We start from the raw sequence: 20,180 nt of genomic DNA, 5'->3' as shown, positions 1-20,180 counted from the left end.
TTCTTCTAGTTATTATATTTTTAATTAATTTAATTATCTTCATAATAACTAGAATCAGTTAATCTTCTTTGAAATTCTTTCATATCATGATTGTTACTTATATAAACTCTATGTAATTTGTAGATACCTTGATCTTTATTTGCCCATCCACTTTCAGTTGTAAATGCCAACTTGTATCCACAAGATTCCACTGCTTTTACAGTGTTATCATTCCAATCTCCATAAGGATACGCTATATAATATATTTTTTTACCTAATACATTTTCGAGAAATATTTTAGATTCCTTTAGAGTATTTAGCTGCATTTCATAACTTAATTGACTAAGTTTATCATGATTTACTGTATGGCTCTCAATATCTATACCATTTTTACTCATTTCTTTTAACTCTGAAGAAGTCAAATAATTACTATCTTTATCAACAGTTGAAGTAACAACAAATATAGTAGCCTTAAATCCAAACTCTTTTAAAACTGGATATGCATTTATGTAATTATCTTCATATCCATCATCAAAAGTTATAACTACAGACTTTTTTGGTACAGGCTTATTATTTTTCAAAAAATCATATAATTCACTTACCGTAATTGTTGTGTATCCATTATCTTTTAAATACTGCATTTGTTCTCTAAATTTATCTTTTGGAATTCTAAGTTCATTTCCTTTTTCATAATCTATAGAATGATACATTAGTACAGGTACTGAATTTTTATTGTCTATTACATTTCCAGTAAAATTTCTATTCTTAATCGCTTTTACTTGAGTACTTTTCATAGACTTCTTGCTTTCATCCTTTTTATTTGAATCATAACTTATTTCATCTTTATTACTTGACTTTTCTATAAATACATTTTGATAAGCAGAGTATCCTATAATTAATATAATTAAAACAACTATACCCCAAATTAAAGTTTTTACGAACTTTTTATTCATGCTATTTCACTCTTTTCATTGTATATATACTATAATATATAATTATAATATATAATTATATATTACAACAATTATATTTTTTGTATAATTGACTATAATCAAGAAAGTTTCATAGTATATAGTATATTATATATTTTTTATTAACAATAATGATGAAATAAACACAAGTTATACACATTATCAACAGACATGTGTATAACTTGTTGATAATTTTTATATTTTTTATAGAATAAAGTAACACTTCTCACAAATACCTCATATAATATTATTACCTGAATGTAACTTGCACAGCTTATTGAGCACAATTATCATTTTCCTATAACAAATTTACCTTTTTATCCTTACAGCGCAATATTTAAATATTGTGCTGTATCCATTATAAAAGTCTAAATTTAACATATAATATATATATATATTTGTTAATTAATATCAAATATTAAACTTACAAAAATACCATTCTAAATTTATGATATATACATCTTTTAAAGATAATATTTCATAGTATTTTATTAACAAATTTAATCAAATATGATATTATTTAAGTAAATAATAGTGTATGAAAGGTGGGGCTAATAATGAAGGATAACGTTATCAGGGTTAATTTTAAAAGGTATAAAAAAAGACGATTTAAAAAGCTTAATATTATTAGTTTGATAAAGGATTTTTTAACAAATATGCTTAGCTCTACAAATAAAACCACCATTAAAGATAATAAAAAAATAATACATTACTCAAAGTATATATCTTAAGGTGCCCTAAAATGCACCTTTTTTATATTTTTATATTATTATATAATGTTAATAACTGGAGGATAAAAATGAGAATAGGAATAGGTTATGATGTACATAAATTAGTAGAAAATAGACCTCTTATACTAGGAGGAGTTAAAATAAATTATGAAAAAGGACTTCTTGGACATTCTGACGCTGATGTTCTTATACATGCAATAATGGACAGCATGCTTGGTGCACTCTCATTAGGTGATATAGGAAAGTTATTTCCCGACAGTTGTGAAAAATATAAAAATATTTCAAGTATAAAGCTTTTACAACATGTAAACAACTTGATATTAGAACATTCCTACACAATCGGAAATATAGACTCCATAATAATTGCCCAAGAACCAAAGCTTTCCCCATATATAAATCAAATGAGAGAAACAATATCAAACACATTAAATATTAATATAAATTCAATAAGCATTAAAGCAACTACTGAAGAAGGCCTCGGTTTTACAGGTGCAAAGCAAGGCATAGCTGCTCAAAGCGTATGTTTATTAAATAAAATTGATATTTAGACATCTTTATTATAATTATTCACTATACATTGAACTAACTTTTTAACAGAACTAGCATGACAAATTAAAGATATGACTACAAAGAATACCATTATTCTTTCTTCTTCTTCAGTGGATTTTAATTTCATATCTTTAATTATTCTTTTCAATTTTTTCTCATCAAAAAGATTTTCAGTAATTAGATTTTGAAAACTATTTTCTTGTATATCTGAAAATATTTTATAAGCTTTCTCCCATGAAATTATGTCATCTTCAGGATTATTTATTTCATTAAAAGCCAATCTAAATACTTTTTTTATTTCTTCTGTAGAAAGTATAGGCCTCATATAACTTAAAAGAACCAATTGAGCCAAATGTACTTTAGTATATCCTCTTTTTTTACTATTTTCAGGTTTAGATATAACTTCATTTTTTACATAGTTTTGAATTATGTTATTTGTATATTTTTCTTGAGAAAATTTATCATTTAAATAGTCTATTACCTGAGATAAAAATAAATCATATCTTGGCAAATCATCATATGGTACTATAGTACTTTTTGATATTTTTTCTGCCATCTTATCTATATATTCCATATTAAATTTATTTTCTTCCAAAATTATTTCCTCCAAAATGAAATTATTGACTTTCTATAAGAATATTATAAGTTATTTATAACTGCTTTACAAGGTAAATATATATTATATATCTATATAATTTAAAATATATGCCAGTTTAAATAATAATAAAAACAGTAGAAAACATTACCTTTAATAATCTAGATAAAGATATTATGTTAATTTTTAGACATACGCTTTAAAATATTCTAAAATAAGATAATTATATACTTGTAATATAGTATTTAATACTGTATTATAATATTATATTTTATATTTACCAAATATAAATTTGTTATATTTATATAAGTAGGGGGATGAATGAAATAAATAAGAAACGAAACTTTTTAATTTTATTTTTTACTTTTATATTTTTGTTAATAAATACTTCAACAGGTGTTGCTACATCAGGAGAAAATATTACATATGCTAGCTCTTCAACCTTAATATCATTTAGATCTGGTGGATTTTCATCACATACTAGCAGAGCATCTTCTTTCCATAGCACAAAATCTGCAGGTGGCAGTTTTAAATCCGGAAGCTTTTCTAGCTCTAAATCTCAATACAAAAGCAATTATAGTAATAGTACAAGCTCTAGTGGAAGCTTTAAATCTGGAAGTTTCTCAAATTCAAAAACTTCTACTTCAAAATCCGAACCAAATCATAACTATGGCACAAGTACTACTACTAGCCATTCATTTTTTCCTATACCAATTCCCATACCATGGGGACATCACTATAGTATAGGCAATAATTATATTGGCAGTAGTCTTAGTTTTACATTTTTATGGTGGTTTATCAAGTTTATAGTGTGTGTAATATTTATAATATTCATCATTAATAAAATAACAAAATTCAGAAGATTTTAAGGAGGAAATTAAAATGGGATTAATTAAAAGAATGTCAAATATGTTTAGAGCAAAAGTTAACAGCAGATTGGATGAAATTGAAAATCCAATAGAACTCTTAGATCAGAAACTAAAAGATATGGAGAATAGCTTAAATAAAGCCAAGCTATCCTCTGCGCAAGTACTGGGCAGTGTTTATGAAATCAAAAAGAATATGGAATCTGCAAAAAAAACTTCATTGGAATTTGATGAAAAAGTAAAATTAGCCCTAAATAAAAACAATGAAGAATTGGCTAAAAAGGCCTTAGAGAAAAAATTAGAAGCAGAGAATACTTATAAAAATTTAGAAAAAAGCTATAAAACCGCCTCAATTAAAGCTGAAACTATAAAGAAAAAACTTATAGATCTAGAAAATGAAATCAAAAAAACTAGGATATATAGAGATGAAGCTGCTGCTAGATACAACAATGCAGAAGCTAGTAAAAAAATAAACGAAATTCTCACTAATATAGATTCAGAAAATAATAAAATAAGCATTGATGATATAGAAAAAACGATACAAAAAAAGGAAGCTATATCCCGAGGACTTGAAGATCTAAAAGAATTAAATTCACTTGATAAGGAATTTGAAGAATTAGATAAAATTGATCTAGATAAAGAACTAGAAAAATATAAACAGAATTAGGATATGATTTATTATGAATAAAATAGATAAATTTATAGATTCTGAAAAAAATTATTATGGAAAAATATTTGTAGATATAAGTTATGCCATAGAAAATGTATCTCCTTTTTTAGATAAACAATTATTAAATAGGAGAAAATACATTGTAAAAATAGGCACTTTAAAAAGATATATAGATTTACTTGAATCCTGCAAAAGTGAAACTCAAAAATCAAAATTTCTCAATATATTTAAAAGCGATAAATATATATCTTTATTAAAAGATTACAAAAATGATAACTTAGAGTCATTAAATCAATTAGATAAATGCAGTAAATGTAAATGCTTAAATTGCATAGTCAATTGTAAATTTGATGGATGCTTAGCTTGCAAAAATGACTCTAATATTGCCTATTGTGACAAAAAGAAAATTAATGTTTCATTACATGATAACTTTGTACTATATCTTAGAAATAACAAAACCGGTAAAGATGGCACTTATAATGTAATTGCAACTCTACAAGACATAGAATTAGATAGAAAATATATAATAATACAAGATCTAGAAAGTAGTGAAAAGTTTATATTATACTATTATCCAGGAATATCAGAAGACTCTTATGGCGAAATAACAGATCCAAATGAATTTGATTTTATAGTATCTATATTCCAAATTGTGGATAAGTAGTAGGACTTGTCCATAGTTATACACAGAATCCACAAAGTTATCAACAATTTCTGTTGATAACTTATAATTGTTGATATAATTGCCCTAATACAACATACATAGATACTTATCCACATTGTTGATAAGTATCTATGTTAATATTATCTTAATTTCTTTAATTTATTAATATAATCAATTACATCTTGCCTTGTTTTTAACTTTTTTAAATATCTAAGTTTATCAATATTATACATTATATTACCTATAATAACTCCTCTAAATCCCAGGACATTAACAATATAATTTCCATCTACAAGTTGATTATTTTTTAAATTAGAATAGATATCATATTCCTCAAGCATCTTTTCGATAAATACTTTAAATCTTCTTTTCTCACTATTTTCATATGACAACATCCTCGTAGCATAATTATCACAAAAAGCTACAACAATTATATACCTAGAAAGTTCTCCATATTTATAAAAAAAATCATAAATCATATGTTTACTGTTTTCAAATCCGTTTTTAAAAAATATAAGAGGATACATATGAGCACTTACAATATCTTCTATAAATTTAGATGCCTTTTTAGGAAATCTAAGTCTGTTACATAATTTTTCACATATTATTCTGCCATTTTTTTCATGTCCAGCAAAACTAACCTTATTACCTTCTTTTTTATAGGCCTCATATTTTCCAATATCGTGCAAAAAACATGCTATTGAAGTATATTCTCTAAGAGTAAAATCTCCAATTTTGTAATTAAAAATATTATTATCTAAGTTTTTTATATTTATTCTATGACTTAAAATATCTTTAAAAGCCATATATGTTAAATTTGCATGTGTAAATACATCTTCCTGATGATATTTACACTTTCCCATAGTTTTAAGTTCTTCCACATATGGAATTAGAAAATTTAATACAGAAAATGTGTTTAGTATATCAAAAGCTCTTCCATCTTTATCATTCTCTAATATTAACATCAATTCAGAAAATATTTTTTCTCCAGCTACTTCTTTCAATTTAAAAGCATACTTTTTTATCATATTTTCAGTATCAAGATTAAAATGCATTCCATAACTTATATATAGTCTAATACCTCTCAATATTCTAATAGGATCTTTTTTAATACTATCTGAACTTACAGCTTTTATTATCCTATTTTTAATTGCTTTTCTTCCTTCAAAAGGATCTATTATCTTATTTTTTCCTACTTCAAGGCATATAGCATTTGCAGTAAAATCCCGTTTACTTAAATCCTCAACTATAGTTTTCCCTTGCATTTTAGTTATATCTATACAATTGCCATTTAACATACATCTATATGTTTCTCTTGATTCTTTAATTGGCATAAACTGATATCCAGATGAATTTAGATATTCTATTAAGCCTTTAATATCACCATCATATATAAAATCTGCATCTTTTGGATCCATACTTGATTTAATTAATTTATCCCTTACATATCCACCAACTAAATATACACTTTCTTCATTTGTATTTATCTTATTATTTAAACACATAATAAACTTTTTCAAATAATTCAAATCTATCACCTACTTCATAATTATTTTACCATATATGTATTTAATATTTATCAGTAATTTATAAATAATATATTCACTATTTAGATGTATATTAAACTATAATACATTAATTGCAATATTATACGCAATAAATCATATTTTGTCGAATTTAATTTATAGCATAATTTTAATTACTTATACGCTTATAATGGCACTTTACTTTGATATATCAAACTTTTTTAAAAATATTATAGGTAATTTTTTAAAATTTCTATTGACTTTTAATGTAAGTTTTGCTATTATTTAATTGTGGTTATGTCGAATTATGGAATTAAGGGAGGAAATCAAATGAAATCAACAGGTGTTGTAAGAAGAGTGGACGAGCTAGGAAGAATTGTAATTCCTATAGAGCTAAGAAGAACTTTAGATATTGCTGAAAAAGATGCTCTAGAAATATATGTAGATGGTGAGCAAATTATATTAAAGAAATATCAGCCAGCATGTATTTTCTGTGGAGATGCAAGAGATGTTGTCAATTACAAAGGAAAAAATATTTGTAAAAATTGCTTAAATGAATTAAAAGAAGGAAAATAATTATTACAAATAAAAAGCCCAACATTATGTTGGGCTTTAATTTTATATTTACATATCTAATAAATATTAGTTAAGTATTCTTCTTCCACCACTAAAACCAGCTCTATCTATTGATGATATTTTTACTACATCACCTGTTCTAGGTGCATTAATATATGAACCATTTCCAACATATATTCCTACATGATATGCAGGTGATCCGAAAAATACCAAATCGCCTGGTTTAAGATTTTCCTTAGATACAGGAGTTCCTACTCCTTGCTGTGCCGAGGCCACTCTAGGAAGTGAAATACCAAAATGAGCATATACATATTGAACTAATCCTGAACAGTCAAAACCTGATGGTGACGTTCCACCCCATACATAAGGAACACCTAAGAAATTAGACGCATATGCAACTACTGAATTTGAAGACACAGCCGCAGCTGATCCTCCTCTTGATATTCTAGGTGCAGCCTCTCTAATTTTTTGAACATTATTTGCTGCTGCAATTACTGCCGCATTACTTTCATTATTTATAGAAGATGCTTGAAGAGCTGTTTCTTTCTCCTCCAAATCCTCTATTAAAGCTTTTTCCGATGATCTATCACTATTAAGCTTGGCTAGCTTCTTTTCATTATCAGCTTTAAGAGCCAAGAACTTATTATTTTCATTCTCTAAATTTTCCTTTTCCTCAGCCAATTCTTCTTTTTTATCTTGTAGATTACCTATAATCTCTTTATCAGAAGTCATTATTCTTCTAACTGTATCTATTCTTGATATAAAATCATTTATACTATTTGAGTTCAATATTACACCTAAGTAACTGTCTACTCCATTTATGTACATTGCCCTTGCTCTTTTGTTGAACAATTCTTGCTGTGCAGCTATATCCTCTTGTATCTTGTCCAAATTTTGTTTATTTTTTTCTATTTCCGCTTCTATTTTTTCAATATTTTTTTTGTTGTTATCAATTTCCAACATTACCTGTGATATTTGATCATCTAACTTCTCAACTTTAACTTGTAACTCCTGTTTCTGCTGATTGAGTTGACTTATAGAACTTGTACTACTTGGTGATGCAAAAACAGTTCCACAAGTAGAGAAAGTCAATGTCAACGCAATCATAACGGACATTGTTTTTTTATTCAATTCATATACCTCCCTATGTTCACCATAAATTTTAACTGTTGTAAGATTAAATATTATTAAATTCAAGACCTTAAAATACATCTATAAATTCACACTATTTCTAGAAACGTCCTATATATGTGTGTGTAAAATAAAAAGTCTTGAAATTAAAATTTACTATTTTATAAAATATAAATATACAAACAATCATATAATTTTTTTCAAATGTAAAGCTATACTTTTACTATTTAGATATAAAATATATATTAAAATTATTAGTTTCGCTTATAATTTTAAAATTACCTTTTTTATTATACCATTAAGACTAATAATTTAACAACTTTTATGATACATTTTTCTCAAAATATTATAATTTTTAATTAAAGTTATATGTTTATTAATAAACTCAAATATTTTCAAGAATTATTTTTTAAATAAGTCAATTCATAGTAATTATTACATAAAATTAACTTTAGATTTTTATTTATTTTTCTATCTATAATCCTATGGAATACTTATAAACATCTGATTTATGAAGGTTTCTATCCATACATACTCTTTTAATTGATTCTTTTTTATCAAATCCCTGATCCATATATTTTTTTAAATGCTCTTGAATAGTCATATTTTCCCAATATTTTTCTTTATCTTTTAAAATCTCTTCCTCTGATTTACCACTAACTACAATAACAATTTCACCTTTTATATTTTTATCTTCATAATAATTTATTGCCTGATCAATAGTAAATCTCAGTACTTCTTCATGTACTTTTGTAAGTTCTCTACATATAGCAACTTTTCTATTTCCAATATTTTTTCTCAAAAATTCCAATGTACTTTTAAGTCTATGTGGCGATTCATAAAATATCAATGTATCTTGTCTATCTTTTATAGCTGCAATAACCTTTTTTCTATTTTTATTATCTCTTGGAAGAAATCCTACAAATGTAAACATTCCTTTATTTAATCCTGAATAAACTAGACCTGTAATTAAAGCACTTGCCCCTGTAAGAACTTCAAATTCCATTCCCTGTTCTATACATTTTTGTATTATAATATTACCCGGATCTGAAATTCCCGGAGTTCCTGCATCACTTACAAGTGCTACATTCTTTCCACTTTTAAGTTCTTCTATTATATTTAAGCTTTTAGAATTTTCATTAAATTTATGATAACTTACAAGAGGCTTTTTTATATTAAAATGATTTAAAAGCTTTAGGCTTTGTCTTGTATCCTCTGCCGCTATTAAATCTACTTCTTTTAATATATCAAGTGCTCTTATAGTTATGTCCTTCAAATTGCCTATAGGAGTTGGCACCAAAAAAAGTTTACCTGCTTTCATAACAATCCTCTTTATCTCTACCATATATTTTTTCTATTTCCTCAGTATAACCTCCATCTTTACTATGAATATAAAGTGGAGATCCCCATTTTAAAAATTTTCCACCATTATTTCTTCCTTCTATAAGAACCATATTAGGTGGTTTGCCAAAACTAGGATGAACCATTCTAATAAATTTAGGTTCTATTTTATATTCTCTCATAAGATACATTATATCAACCAGTCTATCTGGTCTATGTATCATATATAATCTTCCATTTTCCTTTAGCAAAATCTTGGAAGCTTTCACTACATCCTCTAATGTACATAGTATTTCATGTCTTGCTATTGCATTTTTATCATCTCTATTTATAATACCAGAATTTTTAAGCTTATATGGAGGATTTACAGTTACAATATCATATTTAGGAAATGTCTTTAATAGATTTAAATCTGATATATCTCCATGAAAAAATTTTAATCTTTTAGTCATATTATTTAAAAGTACAGAACGTTTTGCCATGTCAACCATATTATCTTGAATTTCTATACCAGTTACATATTTTGCATTTTTCTTACCTATAATTATAAATGGAACTATACCAGTACCACTACATAAATCAATCACACTCATATTTGATTTTACTTTAACAAAATTTGCAAGGAGTACTGCATCTACACCAAATCTAAATGAACACTTCTTTTGAATTATGTGTATTCCATTTAGTTGGAGATCATCAAGTGTTTCATCTTCATGAACTAGTTCCAAATTCATACATTGTTTCCTCTTTCTAATATTATAATGACATTAATATTTTAGTGTATGTAAAACAAATTGTCAAATAAATAATTCCTGACAAGTCAGGGATATAATAAGCATATATATCAAAAATCCTAAATAAACTTATTTTATTTAGATGTTTTTGAATTATTTTGTGACACATTAGTATCTTTTGTATTTTCGTTATGCTCCATTTCATCAAACTTAGTGCTAAGTATTATTATATCAACTCTTCTATTCTTCGCTCTACCCACATCTGTAGAGTTTGCAGCTACTGGCTTATATTCTCCATATCCTCCTACTGAAAGTTTTTCTGGTTTAACTCCAACTTCATCTTGTAAAAATTGTACAACATTAGCTGCCCTAATAGCTGAAAGCTGCCAGTTAGAAGAATATTTATTGTTGCTAATAGGAACATTATCCGTATGTCCTTCAACTCTTATTGAATTTCCAAGTTCATTTATTATCTTTCCTATTTCCTTTAATTTTGTTTTAATCTCAGGCTTTATCTCCGCTTTTCCAGTATCAAAAAATAAAGTATCATTTATGCTGACTACAAGACCTCTTTCATCTATATTTGTACTCACACTACCACTCAACTTATTTTGCTTTAAATACTTATTTACTTGCTGCTGCAATTTATCAAGCTTATTTTTTTCAACTTGACTAACATTTAGTGTATCTATTTGTTTCACACTATCTTTAACACTCGGCTTACTATCTGAACCAATTATACTTTTTCCTCCACCCATAGCTATGCTAAAAGACTCTGCAATTTGTCTATATTTATTTTGATCTACTTGTCCCATAGAATACATAACTATAAAAAATATCATAAGTAAAGTTATCAAATCAGAATAAGTAAGCATCCATCTTAAACCATCTGGCTTCTTTTCTCGCCTTTTTCTCTTCATATTTCAGCCTTCCCATCCATTTCCTGAAATTTAACAAGTTCTTCTTTGTTTAAGAAACTCTTTAGTTTTTCAGCTATAGTATTAGGATTTATTCCTTCCTGAATATAAAGTATTGCTTCAATTATAAGTGTTTTTTCTTTTAATTCTTTTTCATCAGCTTGCTTCAATCTATTCCCTATTGGAAGCCATAAAAGATTTGCCGATGCTATACCATATAAAGTAGCCAGAAAAGCTGTTGCTATCTTAGGTCCTAATGTTGATGTATCCTCTAAGTTTCCCAAAACATGGACAAGTCCCATAACTGTGCCGACAATTCCCATTGTAGGAGCATATCCCCCAGCACTTTCAAATATATCTGAACACTCTGCATGTCTTTCAGATGTAGATTCTAATTCTAATTCTAGTATACTTCTTACAGCTTGAGGATCAACTCCATCAACTACAAGTTGAAGACCCTTTTTTATAAACGGATCCATATTAGGGTCATTTGATATTTCTCCTTCTAAACTCAACAATCCATTTTTTCTAGTTTTATAGGATACATCTTTAAAATAAGAAATTAAAGCTGGCAAATCAACTTTTCTAGGATTAAAAAGCACTTTAAAAATTTTTGGAATTCTCTTCAATATATCCATTGGAAATGATAATCCAACAGCTCCAATTGTTCCTCCAAAGACTATAATTGCTGCAGTTAGTCCAAAAAGAGCACCAGCTGATCCACCTTCAATCATATATCCAACAAATATTGACATTACTCCAAAAATCATAAATATGATAACAGATATATCCATCTTTCTCCTCCATCTAGTTAATTTAACTGTACTTACATGCTTAATTAAATGTCTATATATTAAATAATCGTATAAAATTAACTAGTCTTTACCATAATATTTATTTTATATTAAAATATTTCACGCTTATAATATAACTAATTTTTAACAATTTATAGGGTTCTCTAATTTTTTGCAATTAAAAAGACTACCCTCTTGGTAGCCTTTTTAAATTAAGCTAATCGTCTTGAACTACTGCTCCTACTGGACATACATTAGCACAATTTCCACAATCAATGCAAGTATCTGCATCTATAACAAACTGAGTATCTCCTTGGCTAATTGCCTCAACAGGACACTCTGAAGCGCAAGTTCCACAACTTACACATGCATCAGTAATTTTATATGCCATATTAAAACCCTCCTCGTAAAATAAAATCATAAACTATGTTCGTTTATATTTTATCATACTTATATAATTTTTAAAAGTTAATTTTAGATTACTGTATACCCCAAATTTTCAACTGATTGAATTATTGAATCACTAGTTACAAAGTAATTATCATATACTACACTTACTTCTCCTTTTTCCGAATTTATTTGGCAAGCTATAACTCCTTCATTATTAGCTATAACTTTTCTTATTTTATTTATGTCCTTTGCAGTATTCATATTAGTAACTCTAAATATTGATTTCATCTAAAATGTTCCCCCTACTCATCTTTAAATAATTCTTTTATTATATCAACATCTTTTAAATTTTCATCTTCTAAATCAGCTTTAACTTCATTTTCATTTATAGTTCCTTCATAACTTCCAGAAATCAGCTTTACATCATTTATTGAAACTTCTTTTATTGTATCCTCTCCATCTTTATTTTTTATTTTAACCTTTATACTTTCTTCTACCACAGAATTTCCTGTAACTTCACCTTCCCCATAAGGAGTTTCTACAATAGATTTAACTTTAGGCAAACGCCTTCTTATATCTTCATATGCATCTTGTTCATAATTCAAACAACACATAAGTCTACCACATATACCTGAAATCTTTGTTGGATTAAGTGATAAATTTTGCTCTTTAGCCATCTTTATTGAAACAGGTGCAAAATCACCTAAGAAACTAGAACAACACATAACCCTTCCACAAGGTCCAAGTCCACCTACCATTTTAGCTTCATCTCTAACTCCTATTTGTCTTAATTCTATTCTAGTTCTAAATATAGATGCAAGATCTTTCACAAGCTCTCTAAAATCTATCCTTCCATCAGCTGTAAAATAAAATATAACTTTATTATTGTCAAATGTATATTCAACATCTATAAGTTTCATCTCCAGATTATGCTCTCCTATTTTTTTCTCGCATATAGAAAATGCCTCCTTTTCCTTTGCCTTATTTTCGCTATGTTTTTTTTCATCTTCTTCTGTTGCAACTCTAAGTACATTTTTTAGAGGAGCTACTATATCTTCTTCAGATATTTCTTTTGATTCTATTACACAAGTTCCAAATTCCACACCTCTAGATGTTTCAACTATAACATTATCGTACTTTTTTATATTCAAACCACTAGGTGAAAAATAGTATATCTTACCTGCTTTTTTAAATCTTATTCCTATAACTGTTATCATTTTCATTTATACCTCCTGCATTTTAAGGATTATGGAGTTAAAAACCAAATTGGGATTAACATTGGCTTCTAATTTCTTTTCCGCTCTCTTTATGATATCTATAATATAACTTAATTTACTGAATGAAAACATTTCACCTATTAATTTTATATCATAAAACTTATCTCTATTTATAAGCATTTCTTGATTAGCTGTTTCCTTATAAACAAATACATCTCTTATATATGATAGAATACATGTAAATAATTCTTTCCATTCAGTTCTATATTTAAACAAGAAACTAGAATACTTAGATATTACATCTAAATCACCATTATTAAGATCTTTCAAAAGGTCTAAAGAAGTGTTTCTTATTTCATGAAAAGATGTATCCTGTATAAATTTCTCTGCTCTTCCTGGTATTCCATCACTAAATGCTATAATAGATTTTTTTTCTTCATGTGATAAACTCGGAAATCTCTTATTTAGGAACTCAATCATCTCATCATCTTTAAGTCTGCTTAATTTATAAACTGCACATCGTGACTGTATTGTATCTAAAATATTATCCATTTTTTCACATAATAAAATTATATATACACCTTCAAATGGCTCTTCTATAGTCTTTAAAAAAGCATTCTGTGCTGTTTCTGTAATGAGATCTGCATTATAAACTATAATTACTTTTTTATTCCCTTCATAAGGTTTTTTAGAAGTTTCATCTATTATATTCTTTATATCATCTATTCCAATTGATTTCCTATTTTCTCTCAATTTATATTCTATAATATCAGTACTAAATCCTGTTTTTTTGTTATTTACTATTATTTTAGCTGTTTCCAGGGCAATAATACTCTTGCCTATTCCATCTTCTCCTACAATAATATGAGCATGAGAAAATCTATTAAGTTTTATTTCTCTAAGTATCTGTGACTTTATCTTATCATGTCCTATTATTTCAGCAAAATCCAATTATAAATTCCTCCTATTAGATTTTAACAAATATATACAAACTGTATCCAATACAAATATAATTATTTATGAAAATTACATTAATGTAATTCTAACACAATTCAATATTTTAGGATACTACTTTAAATATGTTAAAACTAAATTATACACACAATTATGTATGGCTTCTATTTCCATAATCTTATTGTTTTCTATACAATTTATCTTATTCCATCCATATTTATTTGCAACATACAGTGAATTTTTATAACACTTCATTAAATATTCAGAGTTTGACTCGTGTATATCTTTTTTATTATTACCTGTAAACTTATTTGATCTTTTATCCATAAGCTTTATACTGTAATTAGGTGGTACATCTAAAAACACAACACAATCCGGTTCTGGAAGTCCATATAATTTATATTCAAGATTTCTAAGCCAATCCAAAAAATGATCTCTTTCTTTATTATCATCTATTTTAGATGCCTGATGCACCATATTTGATGTAGTATATCTATCAGCTATTATAATACCACCATCTTTATAGAATTTCTCCCATTCCATTTTATAAGATGCAAATCTATCTACAGCATAAAATGTAGATGCTACATAGGCATTTACATCTTCAGGCTTACTACCAAAATCTCCATTAAGATACATTTTTATAATAGAAGATGATTGACTTTTATAATTAGGAAACTCCACCTTTTTAACCTTATAGTTCTCATTAACTAATCTATCATATAACATTTTAGACTGTGTGGCCTTCCCACTTCCATCAGATCCACTTTCTATTACAATTAACTTACCATTCATATGTATTTCCTCCTAAGCTTTAACTTATTACCTCTATTCCATTTTTATCTATTCCTATTAAATTTACTTTATTATCTCTATAATACTCTATTGTTTTTACTACATTCAAATCTATTAATTCCCCGGGACATACTATAGGCACTCCTGGTGGATATGGTATCACACTTTTACCACAAATTCGTCCTACTGAATCCTTGATACCTACAATTTCCTTCTTTCTATTAATAGTATCACTTGGTGTAATTTTGACCTCAGGTATTTTATGATATATGTTCTGAACATATTTACTTTTCATTTCCTCAAGTGGAGAATTTTTAAGTACTTCGTATAATCTTTCAAAATCATCTCTACTGTTAAAAGGAGATAAAATTAAAACTAAATTACTTCCATCATTCATCTCAATTTGTATTTTATTTTTTCTTAAATACTTAGATAGACTACCTGCACTATATCCTCTATCTAAATTTATAACATATCTTGTTGGATCCATATCCCATAAAAATTTAAAATTCTTTGCATATGTCCTATCTACTATTTTCATTCCATTTATAGAATTTATCTTATGAGTAAATACATTAATTATAGAAATAAGTTTATCGTAATCATTTTTCCCATACTTTTCAAGATAAAATCTGCCATAATCCATAGAACACAATGCCAAATAAGAAGGGCTTGTACTCAAAAACATATGAAAATATAAGTCCGCTCGTGAAATATCATGTTCATTATTTACATGAAGATACGCCGTTTGAGTAAAACTAGGCAATGTTTTATGCACACTCATAACTACCATATCAGCTCCTAACTTTACTGCACTTTCAGGAATGTTATTTGAAACTCCAAAATGTGATCCATGGGCAGAGTCCACCAATACCTTCATTCCATATTTCCTTGAAATATTTATTATAGACTTTAAATCACTACACAATCCATAATAATTTGGGTAAGTAACTATTACCGCCTTTGCATCTCTATTATTTTTAACTATATGTAAAAAATGCTCCATATTTATAACACTAGGAGCATTTAATTCACTACTTAATACATCTTCTACATATACAGGTATAAGTTTTCTCATAATTATAGAATTTAGTATAGAACTATGACAATTTCTCTCTACAATTACTTTATCACCTTCGTTTAAACTTGCAAATATCATTACCATATTGCCTGAAGTACTGCCATTTACTAAAAAATAAGACTTTTTACTTCCATAAAAATCTGAAAGTCTATTACTTGCTTCTAAAATTATTCCATTTTGATCATGAAGATTATCTACTCCATCTACTTCAGTAATATCAAATTTATTTATATTATCTAAAAACTCCTTCCCAATTGAAGTTCTATAAAATCCTTTGCCACTTTTATGTCCTGGCATACAAAAGGATATATTATTTTCTTTAACATAGTTTAAAACCCCTTCTAAAAGCGGTAATTCTGACAATTTAATTCCTCTCCTTTTATTATTAAAGGTACTATAGATCTCTTTATACACCTTTTATAATGATCATAGAAATCTGTATCAAACTTTAAATTCATTAATCTTTCCTCACAACACTTGCATATTCCTTTATTATATATTATAATACCATCACTCAAAACTTTTCCACATATAATACAATGTATTTTATTCATAATATCCCCCCGTCAGTCAATTCTTAAATTAAATAAATAATTCTATCAAAATTATTGACCTTAATTTAGATAATTATTCAATCTTACTGCATTTTTTACAAAGTATAATAATATTTAATCTGTGGGGTTATTTAATCTTTATAACTATCACTTATTTATCTATATATTATATTCATATAGAAATACATATTAACTACTTTTATATATACATATAAATAATAATTATATTATTTTCACAAATACATTACATAAGATATAATATAATTATTCTCTAGTAGATTCTTAAATATTAACAGATAATCACTAGACACATAGGAGGAATTTACATGATATCAATTTACAAAACTATAGACGAATCAGGTACACTAAAATCATTAGATACCATAGAACCTGGATGCTGGATAAACATTGTAGCTCCTTCTAATGAAGATTTACTATTAATCTCTAAAGAATCAGGTGTATCAATGGAATTCCTAAAAGCTGCTCTAGATGAAGAAGAAACTTCTCGTATAGATATAGAAGATAATAACTTACTTGTTATAGTAGATATTCCATTTACGGAGATGGAAGATAACTCCTTGACTTATGATTCCTATCCTTTAGGCATAATTCATACTGAATCCACTATAATAACTATATGCTTGAAAAATAGTAAAATATTAATAGATTTCATAGATAGAAAGGTAAGATCTTTTTACACTTTTAAAAGATCAAGATTTATCCTTCAAATACTATATAGAATATCAAGTTACTATCTTATATACCTAAGACAAATAGATAAAAAGAGTGTTATGATAGAACAAAAACTTCAAAAATCTATGAGGAATAAAGAATTCATTCAACTTCTTTCACTTGAAAAATCTCTAGTTTACTTTTCTACTTCTTTAAAAGCAAATGAAATAACTCTTGAAAAAATGTTAAAACTTGAGTTATTACAAAAATACCCTGAGGATCAAGATATTTTAGAAGATGTTATAATTGAAAATAAACAAGCAATAGAAATGACAAATATATATAATAATATATTAACAGGTACTATGGATGCCTTTGGATCTGTAATATCAAACAATCTAAATATTGTAATGAAACTACTGGCCTCTATAACGATTGTACTTTCTATACCAAATATAATATTTGGTTCATTTGGAATGAATGTAGCCGGAATTCCTCTTGCTAAACATGCAAACAGTTTTTGGCTAATATATGGTATTACGGCTATAATTTGTATAATTTCTATTATTTTTCTCAAGAAGAAAGATTTATTTTAAGGATGGTGATATTATTTGTTAGGAAAAAGATTAAAAAAAGGTGATACAATTGGAATCATATCACCTTCCAGCTTTATAAAACCCGAAGATATTAAAAATAGCATTAAAATTTTAAAAGATCTCGGTTTTAATGTAAAAGAAGGCAAACATATATATGACAAATGGGGATATTTAGCTGGCAATGATATAGATCGTGCAAATGATCTAATGGATATGTTTCAAGATGATAGTGTAGACATGATATTATGTGTTCGTGGTGGTTATGGAGCTATGCGTATTTTACCTCTTATAGATTTCAATATTATAAAAAAGCATCCAAAAATATTTGCAGGATTTAGTGATATAACTGTGCTAATTAATACTATTTATTCAAAATGTAACTTTGTAACATTTCATTCTCCAATGTGTAATTCCAACTTAGAAGATAAAATCACTTTAGAGAGTTTTTTAAATACACTAACTTATGGATACAAACCATTCAAGATAAAAAATGTGAAAGGCATATCTAACAACTATCTGAGAAATTTAAAAAATTTGAATGAAACCTCAGCAAGCGGAATATTAGTAGGAGGGAACTTATCCCTTATATCAGGCACTATAGGAACTCCTTATGAAATAGATACTAAAGATAAAATACTATTTATAGAAGACGTAAATGAAGAACCATATAAAATTGATAAAATGTTAACTCAACTTATCTTAAGTAACAAACTCCAAGAATGCAGTGGAATAATACTAGGTCAATTTACAAATTGTACTCTTTCTAATTATGAACGAAGTTTTACACTAGATGAAATTTTAGAAGATAGAGTTATTAGCATTGGAAAACCAACTATAATTAATTTTCAATGTGGACATTCTTACCCAAGACTAACTATTCCAATAGGCGCAAATGTATCAATAGATTGCAAAAATCAAATAATCTCTGTATTAGAGCCAGTTGTTTCATAATAAACAGTTTAATTTTTATGATATAATAATTAATTAAAGAGGTGTTTTTATGTTATACGAAAATTTAAAATCAGCTATAAATTCTAGCAATAATATAGTATTCTTTGGTGGGGCAGGGGTTTCTACTGAATCTAATATACCTGATTTTAGATCAGAAACAGGTCTATACAAAACTAAAAATAATTTCTCCTATCCACCGGAAGTAATGTTAAATCATAGTTTCTTTGTATCGCATACTGAAGATTTTTTTGACTTTTATAAAAATAAAATGGTATACAAAGATGCTAAGCCAAATGATGCACATTATGCTCTAGCTAAACTAGAAAATCAAAAAAAGCTAAAGGCCATTATAACTCAAAATATAGATGGACTTCATCAAATGGCCGGTTCAAAAAATGTACTTGAACTTCATGGTTCTGTACACAGAAATTACTGTACTAAGTGTCATAAATTCTTCGATTTAGACTATATATTAAAAAGTCCTGACATTCCTAAATGTGATAAGTGCGGTGGAATTGTAAAACCAGATGTAGTACTATATGAAGAAGGTTTGAATATGGATATATTAAATAGATCAATATATCACATAAAAAACGCAGATATGTTAATAGTAGGTGGCACATCCCTTGTAGTTTATCCTGCAGCTGGATTGATTGACTACTTTAATGGAAAGTATCTTGTACTTATAAATAAATCCTCAACTCAATATGATAACAAAGCTGATATTGTCATACATGATAGCGTAGGTAAAGTTCTTAAAAGCGTATTATAATAACAAATTGGAATTAAATATTTATACACTAAAAAGGAGTAAATAAACTTTTTGTTTATTTACTCCTTAATTCTTACCTGGCAGCTACCTACTCTCCCACAGAGCCTCCTCTGCAGTACCATCGGCACAATGAAGCTTAACTTGCCTGTTCGGA

Annotated in this window: 24 protein-coding genes and 1 rRNA gene; 9 read left to right on the top strand and 16 right to left on the bottom strand. The window is 26.9% G+C overall.

Going from position 1 to position 20,180, the window contains the following annotated elements; all coding sequences use genetic code 11:
• Window positions 1-29 precede the first annotated feature (29 nt).
• Window positions 30-932: a polysaccharide deacetylase family protein gene (locus H2684_RS08875; RefSeq protein WP_182089051.1), complete on the bottom strand. Its 903-nt coding sequence runs from the start codon at window positions 930-932 to the stop codon at window positions 30-32.
• A 575-nt stretch (window positions 933-1,507) separates the two neighbouring features.
• Here H2684_RS08875 and H2684_RS08870 point away from each other — a divergent pair.
• Both H2684_RS08870 and ispF read left to right on the top strand, forming a co-directional pair.
• On the top strand, window positions 1,508-1,681 hold the full coding sequence (locus tag H2684_RS08870) for a hypothetical protein (RefSeq protein WP_182089050.1): 174 nt from the start codon (window positions 1,508-1,510) through the stop codon (window positions 1,679-1,681).
• 68 nt (window positions 1,682-1,749) lie between these two features.
• Entirely contained in the window at window positions 1,750-2,229 is a 480-nt protein-coding gene (gene ispF / locus H2684_RS08865; protein ID WP_182089049.1) for a 2-C-methyl-D-erythritol 2,4-cyclodiphosphate synthase, read from the top strand.
• Here ispF and H2684_RS08860 read toward each other — a convergent pair.
• A complete protein-coding gene (locus tag H2684_RS08860) occupies window positions 2,226-2,804 on the bottom strand; it encodes a DUF1836 domain-containing protein (protein WP_182089136.1) in 579 nt (192 codons plus the stop codon). The two genes, ispF and H2684_RS08860, sit on opposite strands and share 4 nt — an antisense overlap.
• Window positions 2,805-3,142: 338 nt before the next feature.
• Here H2684_RS08860 and H2684_RS08855 point away from each other — a divergent pair, with 338 nt between their 5' ends.
• From H2684_RS08855 to H2684_RS08845, 3 genes are read left to right on the top strand one after another with little or no spacing between them, the layout of a single operon-like run.
• Window positions 3,143-3,694: a hypothetical protein gene (locus H2684_RS08855; protein WP_182089048.1), complete on the top strand. Its 552-nt coding sequence runs from the start codon at window positions 3,143-3,145 to the stop codon at window positions 3,692-3,694.
• A gap of 13 nt (window positions 3,695-3,707) precedes the next feature.
• Window positions 3,708-4,358: a PspA/IM30 family protein gene (locus H2684_RS08850; RefSeq protein WP_182089047.1), complete on the top strand. Its 651-nt coding sequence runs from the start codon at window positions 3,708-3,710 to the stop codon at window positions 4,356-4,358.
• Between the two features lie 13 nt (window positions 4,359-4,371).
• Entirely contained in the window at window positions 4,372-5,025 is a 654-nt protein-coding gene (locus tag H2684_RS08845) for a DUF1292 domain-containing protein (protein WP_182089046.1), read from the top strand.
• 140 nt (window positions 5,026-5,165) lie between these two features.
• On the opposite strand, the gene H2684_RS08840 is transcribed toward H2684_RS08845, so the two are convergent.
• Window positions 5,166-6,530, bottom strand: a complete 1,365-nt coding sequence (locus H2684_RS08840; protein WP_243159308.1) for an HD domain-containing protein — start codon at window positions 6,528-6,530, stop codon at window positions 5,166-5,168.
• Between the two features lie 351 nt (window positions 6,531-6,881).
• On the opposite strand from H2684_RS08840, the gene H2684_RS08835 reads away from it, so the two are divergent.
• On the top strand, window positions 6,882-7,127 hold the full coding sequence (locus H2684_RS08835; protein WP_182089044.1) for an AbrB/MazE/SpoVT family DNA-binding domain-containing protein: 246 nt from the start codon (window positions 6,882-6,884) through the stop codon (window positions 7,125-7,127).
• A gap of 66 nt (window positions 7,128-7,193) precedes the next feature.
• Here H2684_RS08835 and H2684_RS08830 read toward each other — a convergent pair whose 3' ends face one another.
• The 12 genes from H2684_RS08830 to H2684_RS08775 all read right to left on the bottom strand — a co-directional run bounded on the left by H2684_RS08830 (window position 7,194) and on the right by H2684_RS08775 (window position 17,035).
• Entirely contained in the window at window positions 7,194-8,258 is a 1,065-nt protein-coding gene (locus tag H2684_RS08830; protein ID WP_182089043.1) for a C40 family peptidase, read from the bottom strand.
• A 475-nt stretch (window positions 8,259-8,733) separates the two neighbouring features.
• Entirely contained in the window at window positions 8,734-9,579 is an 846-nt protein-coding gene (gene rsmI / locus H2684_RS08825; protein ID WP_182089042.1) for a 16S rRNA (cytidine(1402)-2'-O)-methyltransferase, read from the bottom strand.
• The gene (locus tag H2684_RS08820; RefSeq protein ID WP_182089041.1) at window positions 9,566-10,333 is read right to left on the bottom strand and encodes a tRNA1(Val) (adenine(37)-N6)-methyltransferase; all 768 of its coding nucleotides are present in this window, start codon (window positions 10,331-10,333) and stop codon (window positions 9,566-9,568) included. Before H2684_RS08820 ends, rsmI begins: the two co-directional genes overlap by 14 nt.
• Before the next feature lie 134 nt (window positions 10,334-10,467).
• On the bottom strand, window positions 10,468-11,253 hold the full coding sequence (locus tag H2684_RS08815) for a flagellar motor protein MotB (RefSeq protein ID WP_182089040.1): 786 nt from the start codon (window positions 11,251-11,253) through the stop codon (window positions 10,468-10,470).
• Window positions 11,250-12,044, bottom strand: coding sequence for a flagellar motor protein (locus H2684_RS08810; RefSeq protein WP_182089039.1), 795 nt, complete (start codon window positions 12,042-12,044; stop codon window positions 11,250-11,252). Before H2684_RS08810 ends, H2684_RS08815 begins: the two co-directional genes overlap by 4 nt.
• A 217-nt stretch (window positions 12,045-12,261) precedes the next feature.
• Window positions 12,262-12,435 carry a 4Fe-4S binding protein gene (locus H2684_RS08805; RefSeq protein ID WP_182089038.1) on the bottom strand — a complete coding sequence of 58 codons (174 nt, stop codon included), beginning with the start codon at window positions 12,433-12,435 and terminating at the stop codon, window positions 12,262-12,264.
• Between the two features lie 83 nt (window positions 12,436-12,518).
• Entirely contained in the window at window positions 12,519-12,722 is a 204-nt protein-coding gene (locus H2684_RS08800; RefSeq protein WP_182089037.1) for a heavy-metal-associated domain-containing protein, read from the bottom strand.
• A 14-nt stretch (window positions 12,723-12,736) separates the two neighbouring features.
• On the bottom strand, window positions 12,737-13,651 hold the full coding sequence (locus tag H2684_RS08795) for a stage 0 sporulation family protein (protein WP_182089135.1): 915 nt from the start codon (window positions 13,649-13,651) through the stop codon (window positions 12,737-12,739).
• A 6-nt stretch (window positions 13,652-13,657) separates the two neighbouring features.
• Window positions 13,658-14,602 (bottom strand): DNA polymerase III subunit delta', encoded by a 945-nt coding sequence (locus tag H2684_RS08790; RefSeq protein ID WP_182089036.1) that lies wholly within the window; start codon window positions 14,600-14,602, stop codon window positions 13,658-13,660.
• 117 nt (window positions 14,603-14,719) lie between these two features.
• Window positions 14,720-15,400 (bottom strand): deoxynucleoside kinase, encoded by a 681-nt coding sequence (locus H2684_RS08785; protein ID WP_182089035.1) that lies wholly within the window; start codon window positions 15,398-15,400, stop codon window positions 14,720-14,722.
• A 19-nt stretch (window positions 15,401-15,419) separates the two neighbouring features.
• Complete coding sequence (locus tag H2684_RS08780) at window positions 15,420-16,844, bottom strand: aminotransferase class V-fold PLP-dependent enzyme (RefSeq protein ID WP_182089034.1); 1,425 nt, start codon at window positions 16,842-16,844, stop codon at window positions 15,420-15,422.
• A complete protein-coding gene (locus H2684_RS08775) occupies window positions 16,823-17,035 on the bottom strand; it encodes a sigma factor G inhibitor Gin (protein WP_182089033.1) in 213 nt (70 codons plus the stop codon). Before H2684_RS08775 ends, H2684_RS08780 begins: the two co-directional genes overlap by 22 nt.
• Window positions 17,036-17,361: 326 nt before the next feature.
• Between H2684_RS08775 and H2684_RS08770 the strand changes: the two genes are divergently transcribed.
• The 3 genes from H2684_RS08770 to H2684_RS08760 are packed head-to-tail and all read left to right on the top strand — an operon-like array spanning window position 17,362 to window position 20,026.
• The gene (locus H2684_RS08770; RefSeq protein WP_182089032.1) at window positions 17,362-18,303 is read left to right on the top strand and encodes a magnesium transporter CorA family protein; all 942 of its coding nucleotides are present in this window, start codon (window positions 17,362-17,364) and stop codon (window positions 18,301-18,303) included.
• A 15-nt stretch (window positions 18,304-18,318) separates the two neighbouring features.
• Window positions 18,319-19,254: an LD-carboxypeptidase gene (locus tag H2684_RS08765; RefSeq protein WP_182089031.1), complete on the top strand. Its 936-nt coding sequence runs from the start codon at window positions 18,319-18,321 to the stop codon at window positions 19,252-19,254.
• Between the two features lie 49 nt (window positions 19,255-19,303).
• Complete coding sequence (locus H2684_RS08760; RefSeq protein WP_182089030.1) at window positions 19,304-20,026, top strand: NAD-dependent protein deacylase; 723 nt, start codon at window positions 19,304-19,306, stop codon at window positions 20,024-20,026.
• Between the two features lie 75 nt (window positions 20,027-20,101).
• Here H2684_RS08760 and rrf read toward each other — a convergent pair.
• Window positions 20,102-20,180: ribosomal RNA gene (gene rrf / locus H2684_RS08755) — 5S ribosomal RNA — on the bottom strand; the annotation flags it as partial.

This window comes from Clostridium sp. cel8 (assembly GCF_014050525.1).
Classification (GTDB): domain Bacteria; phylum Bacillota; class Clostridia; order Clostridiales; family Clostridiaceae; genus Clostridium_B.
This window is presented reverse-complemented; position numbering and strand designations above follow the sequence as displayed.

What these genes read in the sequence shown, in the direction of transcription:
- H2684_RS08875 (WP_182089051.1), bottom strand. Translation starts at nt 932, where the DNA reads ATGAATAAAAAGTTCGTAAAAACTTTAATTTGGGGTATAGTTGTTTTA.
- H2684_RS08870 (WP_182089050.1), top strand. Translation starts at nt 1,508, where the DNA reads ATGAAGGATAACGTTATCAGGGTTAATTTTAAAAGGTATAAAAAAAGA.
- ispF (WP_182089049.1), top strand. Translation starts at nt 1,750, where the DNA reads ATGAGAATAGGAATAGGTTATGATGTACATAAATTAGTAGAAAATAGA.
- H2684_RS08860 (WP_182089136.1), bottom strand. Translation starts at nt 2,804, where the DNA reads ATGGAATATATAGATAAGATGGCAGAAAAAATATCAAAAAGTACTATA.
- H2684_RS08855 (WP_182089048.1), top strand. Translation starts at nt 3,143, where the DNA reads ATGAATGAAATAAATAAGAAACGAAACTTTTTAATTTTATTTTTTACT.
- H2684_RS08850 (WP_182089047.1), top strand. Translation starts at nt 3,708, where the DNA reads ATGGGATTAATTAAAAGAATGTCAAATATGTTTAGAGCAAAAGTTAAC.
- H2684_RS08845 (WP_182089046.1), top strand. Translation starts at nt 4,372, where the DNA reads ATGAATAAAATAGATAAATTTATAGATTCTGAAAAAAATTATTATGGA.
- H2684_RS08840 (WP_243159308.1), bottom strand. Translation starts at nt 6,530, where the DNA reads ATGTGTTTAAATAATAAGATAAATACAAATGAAGAAAGTGTATATTTA.
- H2684_RS08835 (WP_182089044.1), top strand. Translation starts at nt 6,882, where the DNA reads ATGAAATCAACAGGTGTTGTAAGAAGAGTGGACGAGCTAGGAAGAATT.
- rsmI (WP_182089042.1), bottom strand. Translation starts at nt 9,579, where the DNA reads ATGAAAGCAGGTAAACTTTTTTTGGTGCCAACTCCTATAGGCAATTTG.
- H2684_RS08820 (WP_182089041.1), bottom strand. Translation starts at nt 10,333, where the DNA reads ATGAATTTGGAACTAGTTCATGAAGATGAAACACTTGATGATCTCCAA.
- H2684_RS08815 (WP_182089040.1), bottom strand. Translation starts at nt 11,253, where the DNA reads ATGAAGAGAAAAAGGCGAGAAAAGAAGCCAGATGGTTTAAGATGGATG.
- H2684_RS08810 (WP_182089039.1), bottom strand. Translation starts at nt 12,044, where the DNA reads ATGGATATATCTGTTATCATATTTATGATTTTTGGAGTAATGTCAATA.
- H2684_RS08805 (WP_182089038.1), bottom strand. Translation starts at nt 12,435, where the DNA reads ATGGCATATAAAATTACTGATGCATGTGTAAGTTGTGGAACTTGCGCT.
- H2684_RS08800 (WP_182089037.1), bottom strand. Translation starts at nt 12,722, where the DNA reads ATGAAATCAATATTTAGAGTTACTAATATGAATACTGCAAAGGACATA.
- H2684_RS08795 (WP_182089135.1), bottom strand. Translation starts at nt 13,651, where the DNA reads ATGATAACAGTTATAGGAATAAGATTTAAAAAAGCAGGTAAGATATAC.
- H2684_RS08785 (WP_182089035.1), bottom strand. Translation starts at nt 15,400, where the DNA reads ATGAATGGTAAGTTAATTGTAATAGAAAGTGGATCTGATGGAAGTGGG.
- H2684_RS08775 (WP_182089033.1), bottom strand. Translation starts at nt 17,035, where the DNA reads ATGAATAAAATACATTGTATTATATGTGGAAAAGTTTTGAGTGATGGT.
- H2684_RS08770 (WP_182089032.1), top strand. Translation starts at nt 17,362, where the DNA reads ATGATATCAATTTACAAAACTATAGACGAATCAGGTACACTAAAATCA.
- H2684_RS08760 (WP_182089030.1), top strand. Translation starts at nt 19,304, where the DNA reads ATGTTATACGAAAATTTAAAATCAGCTATAAATTCTAGCAATAATATA.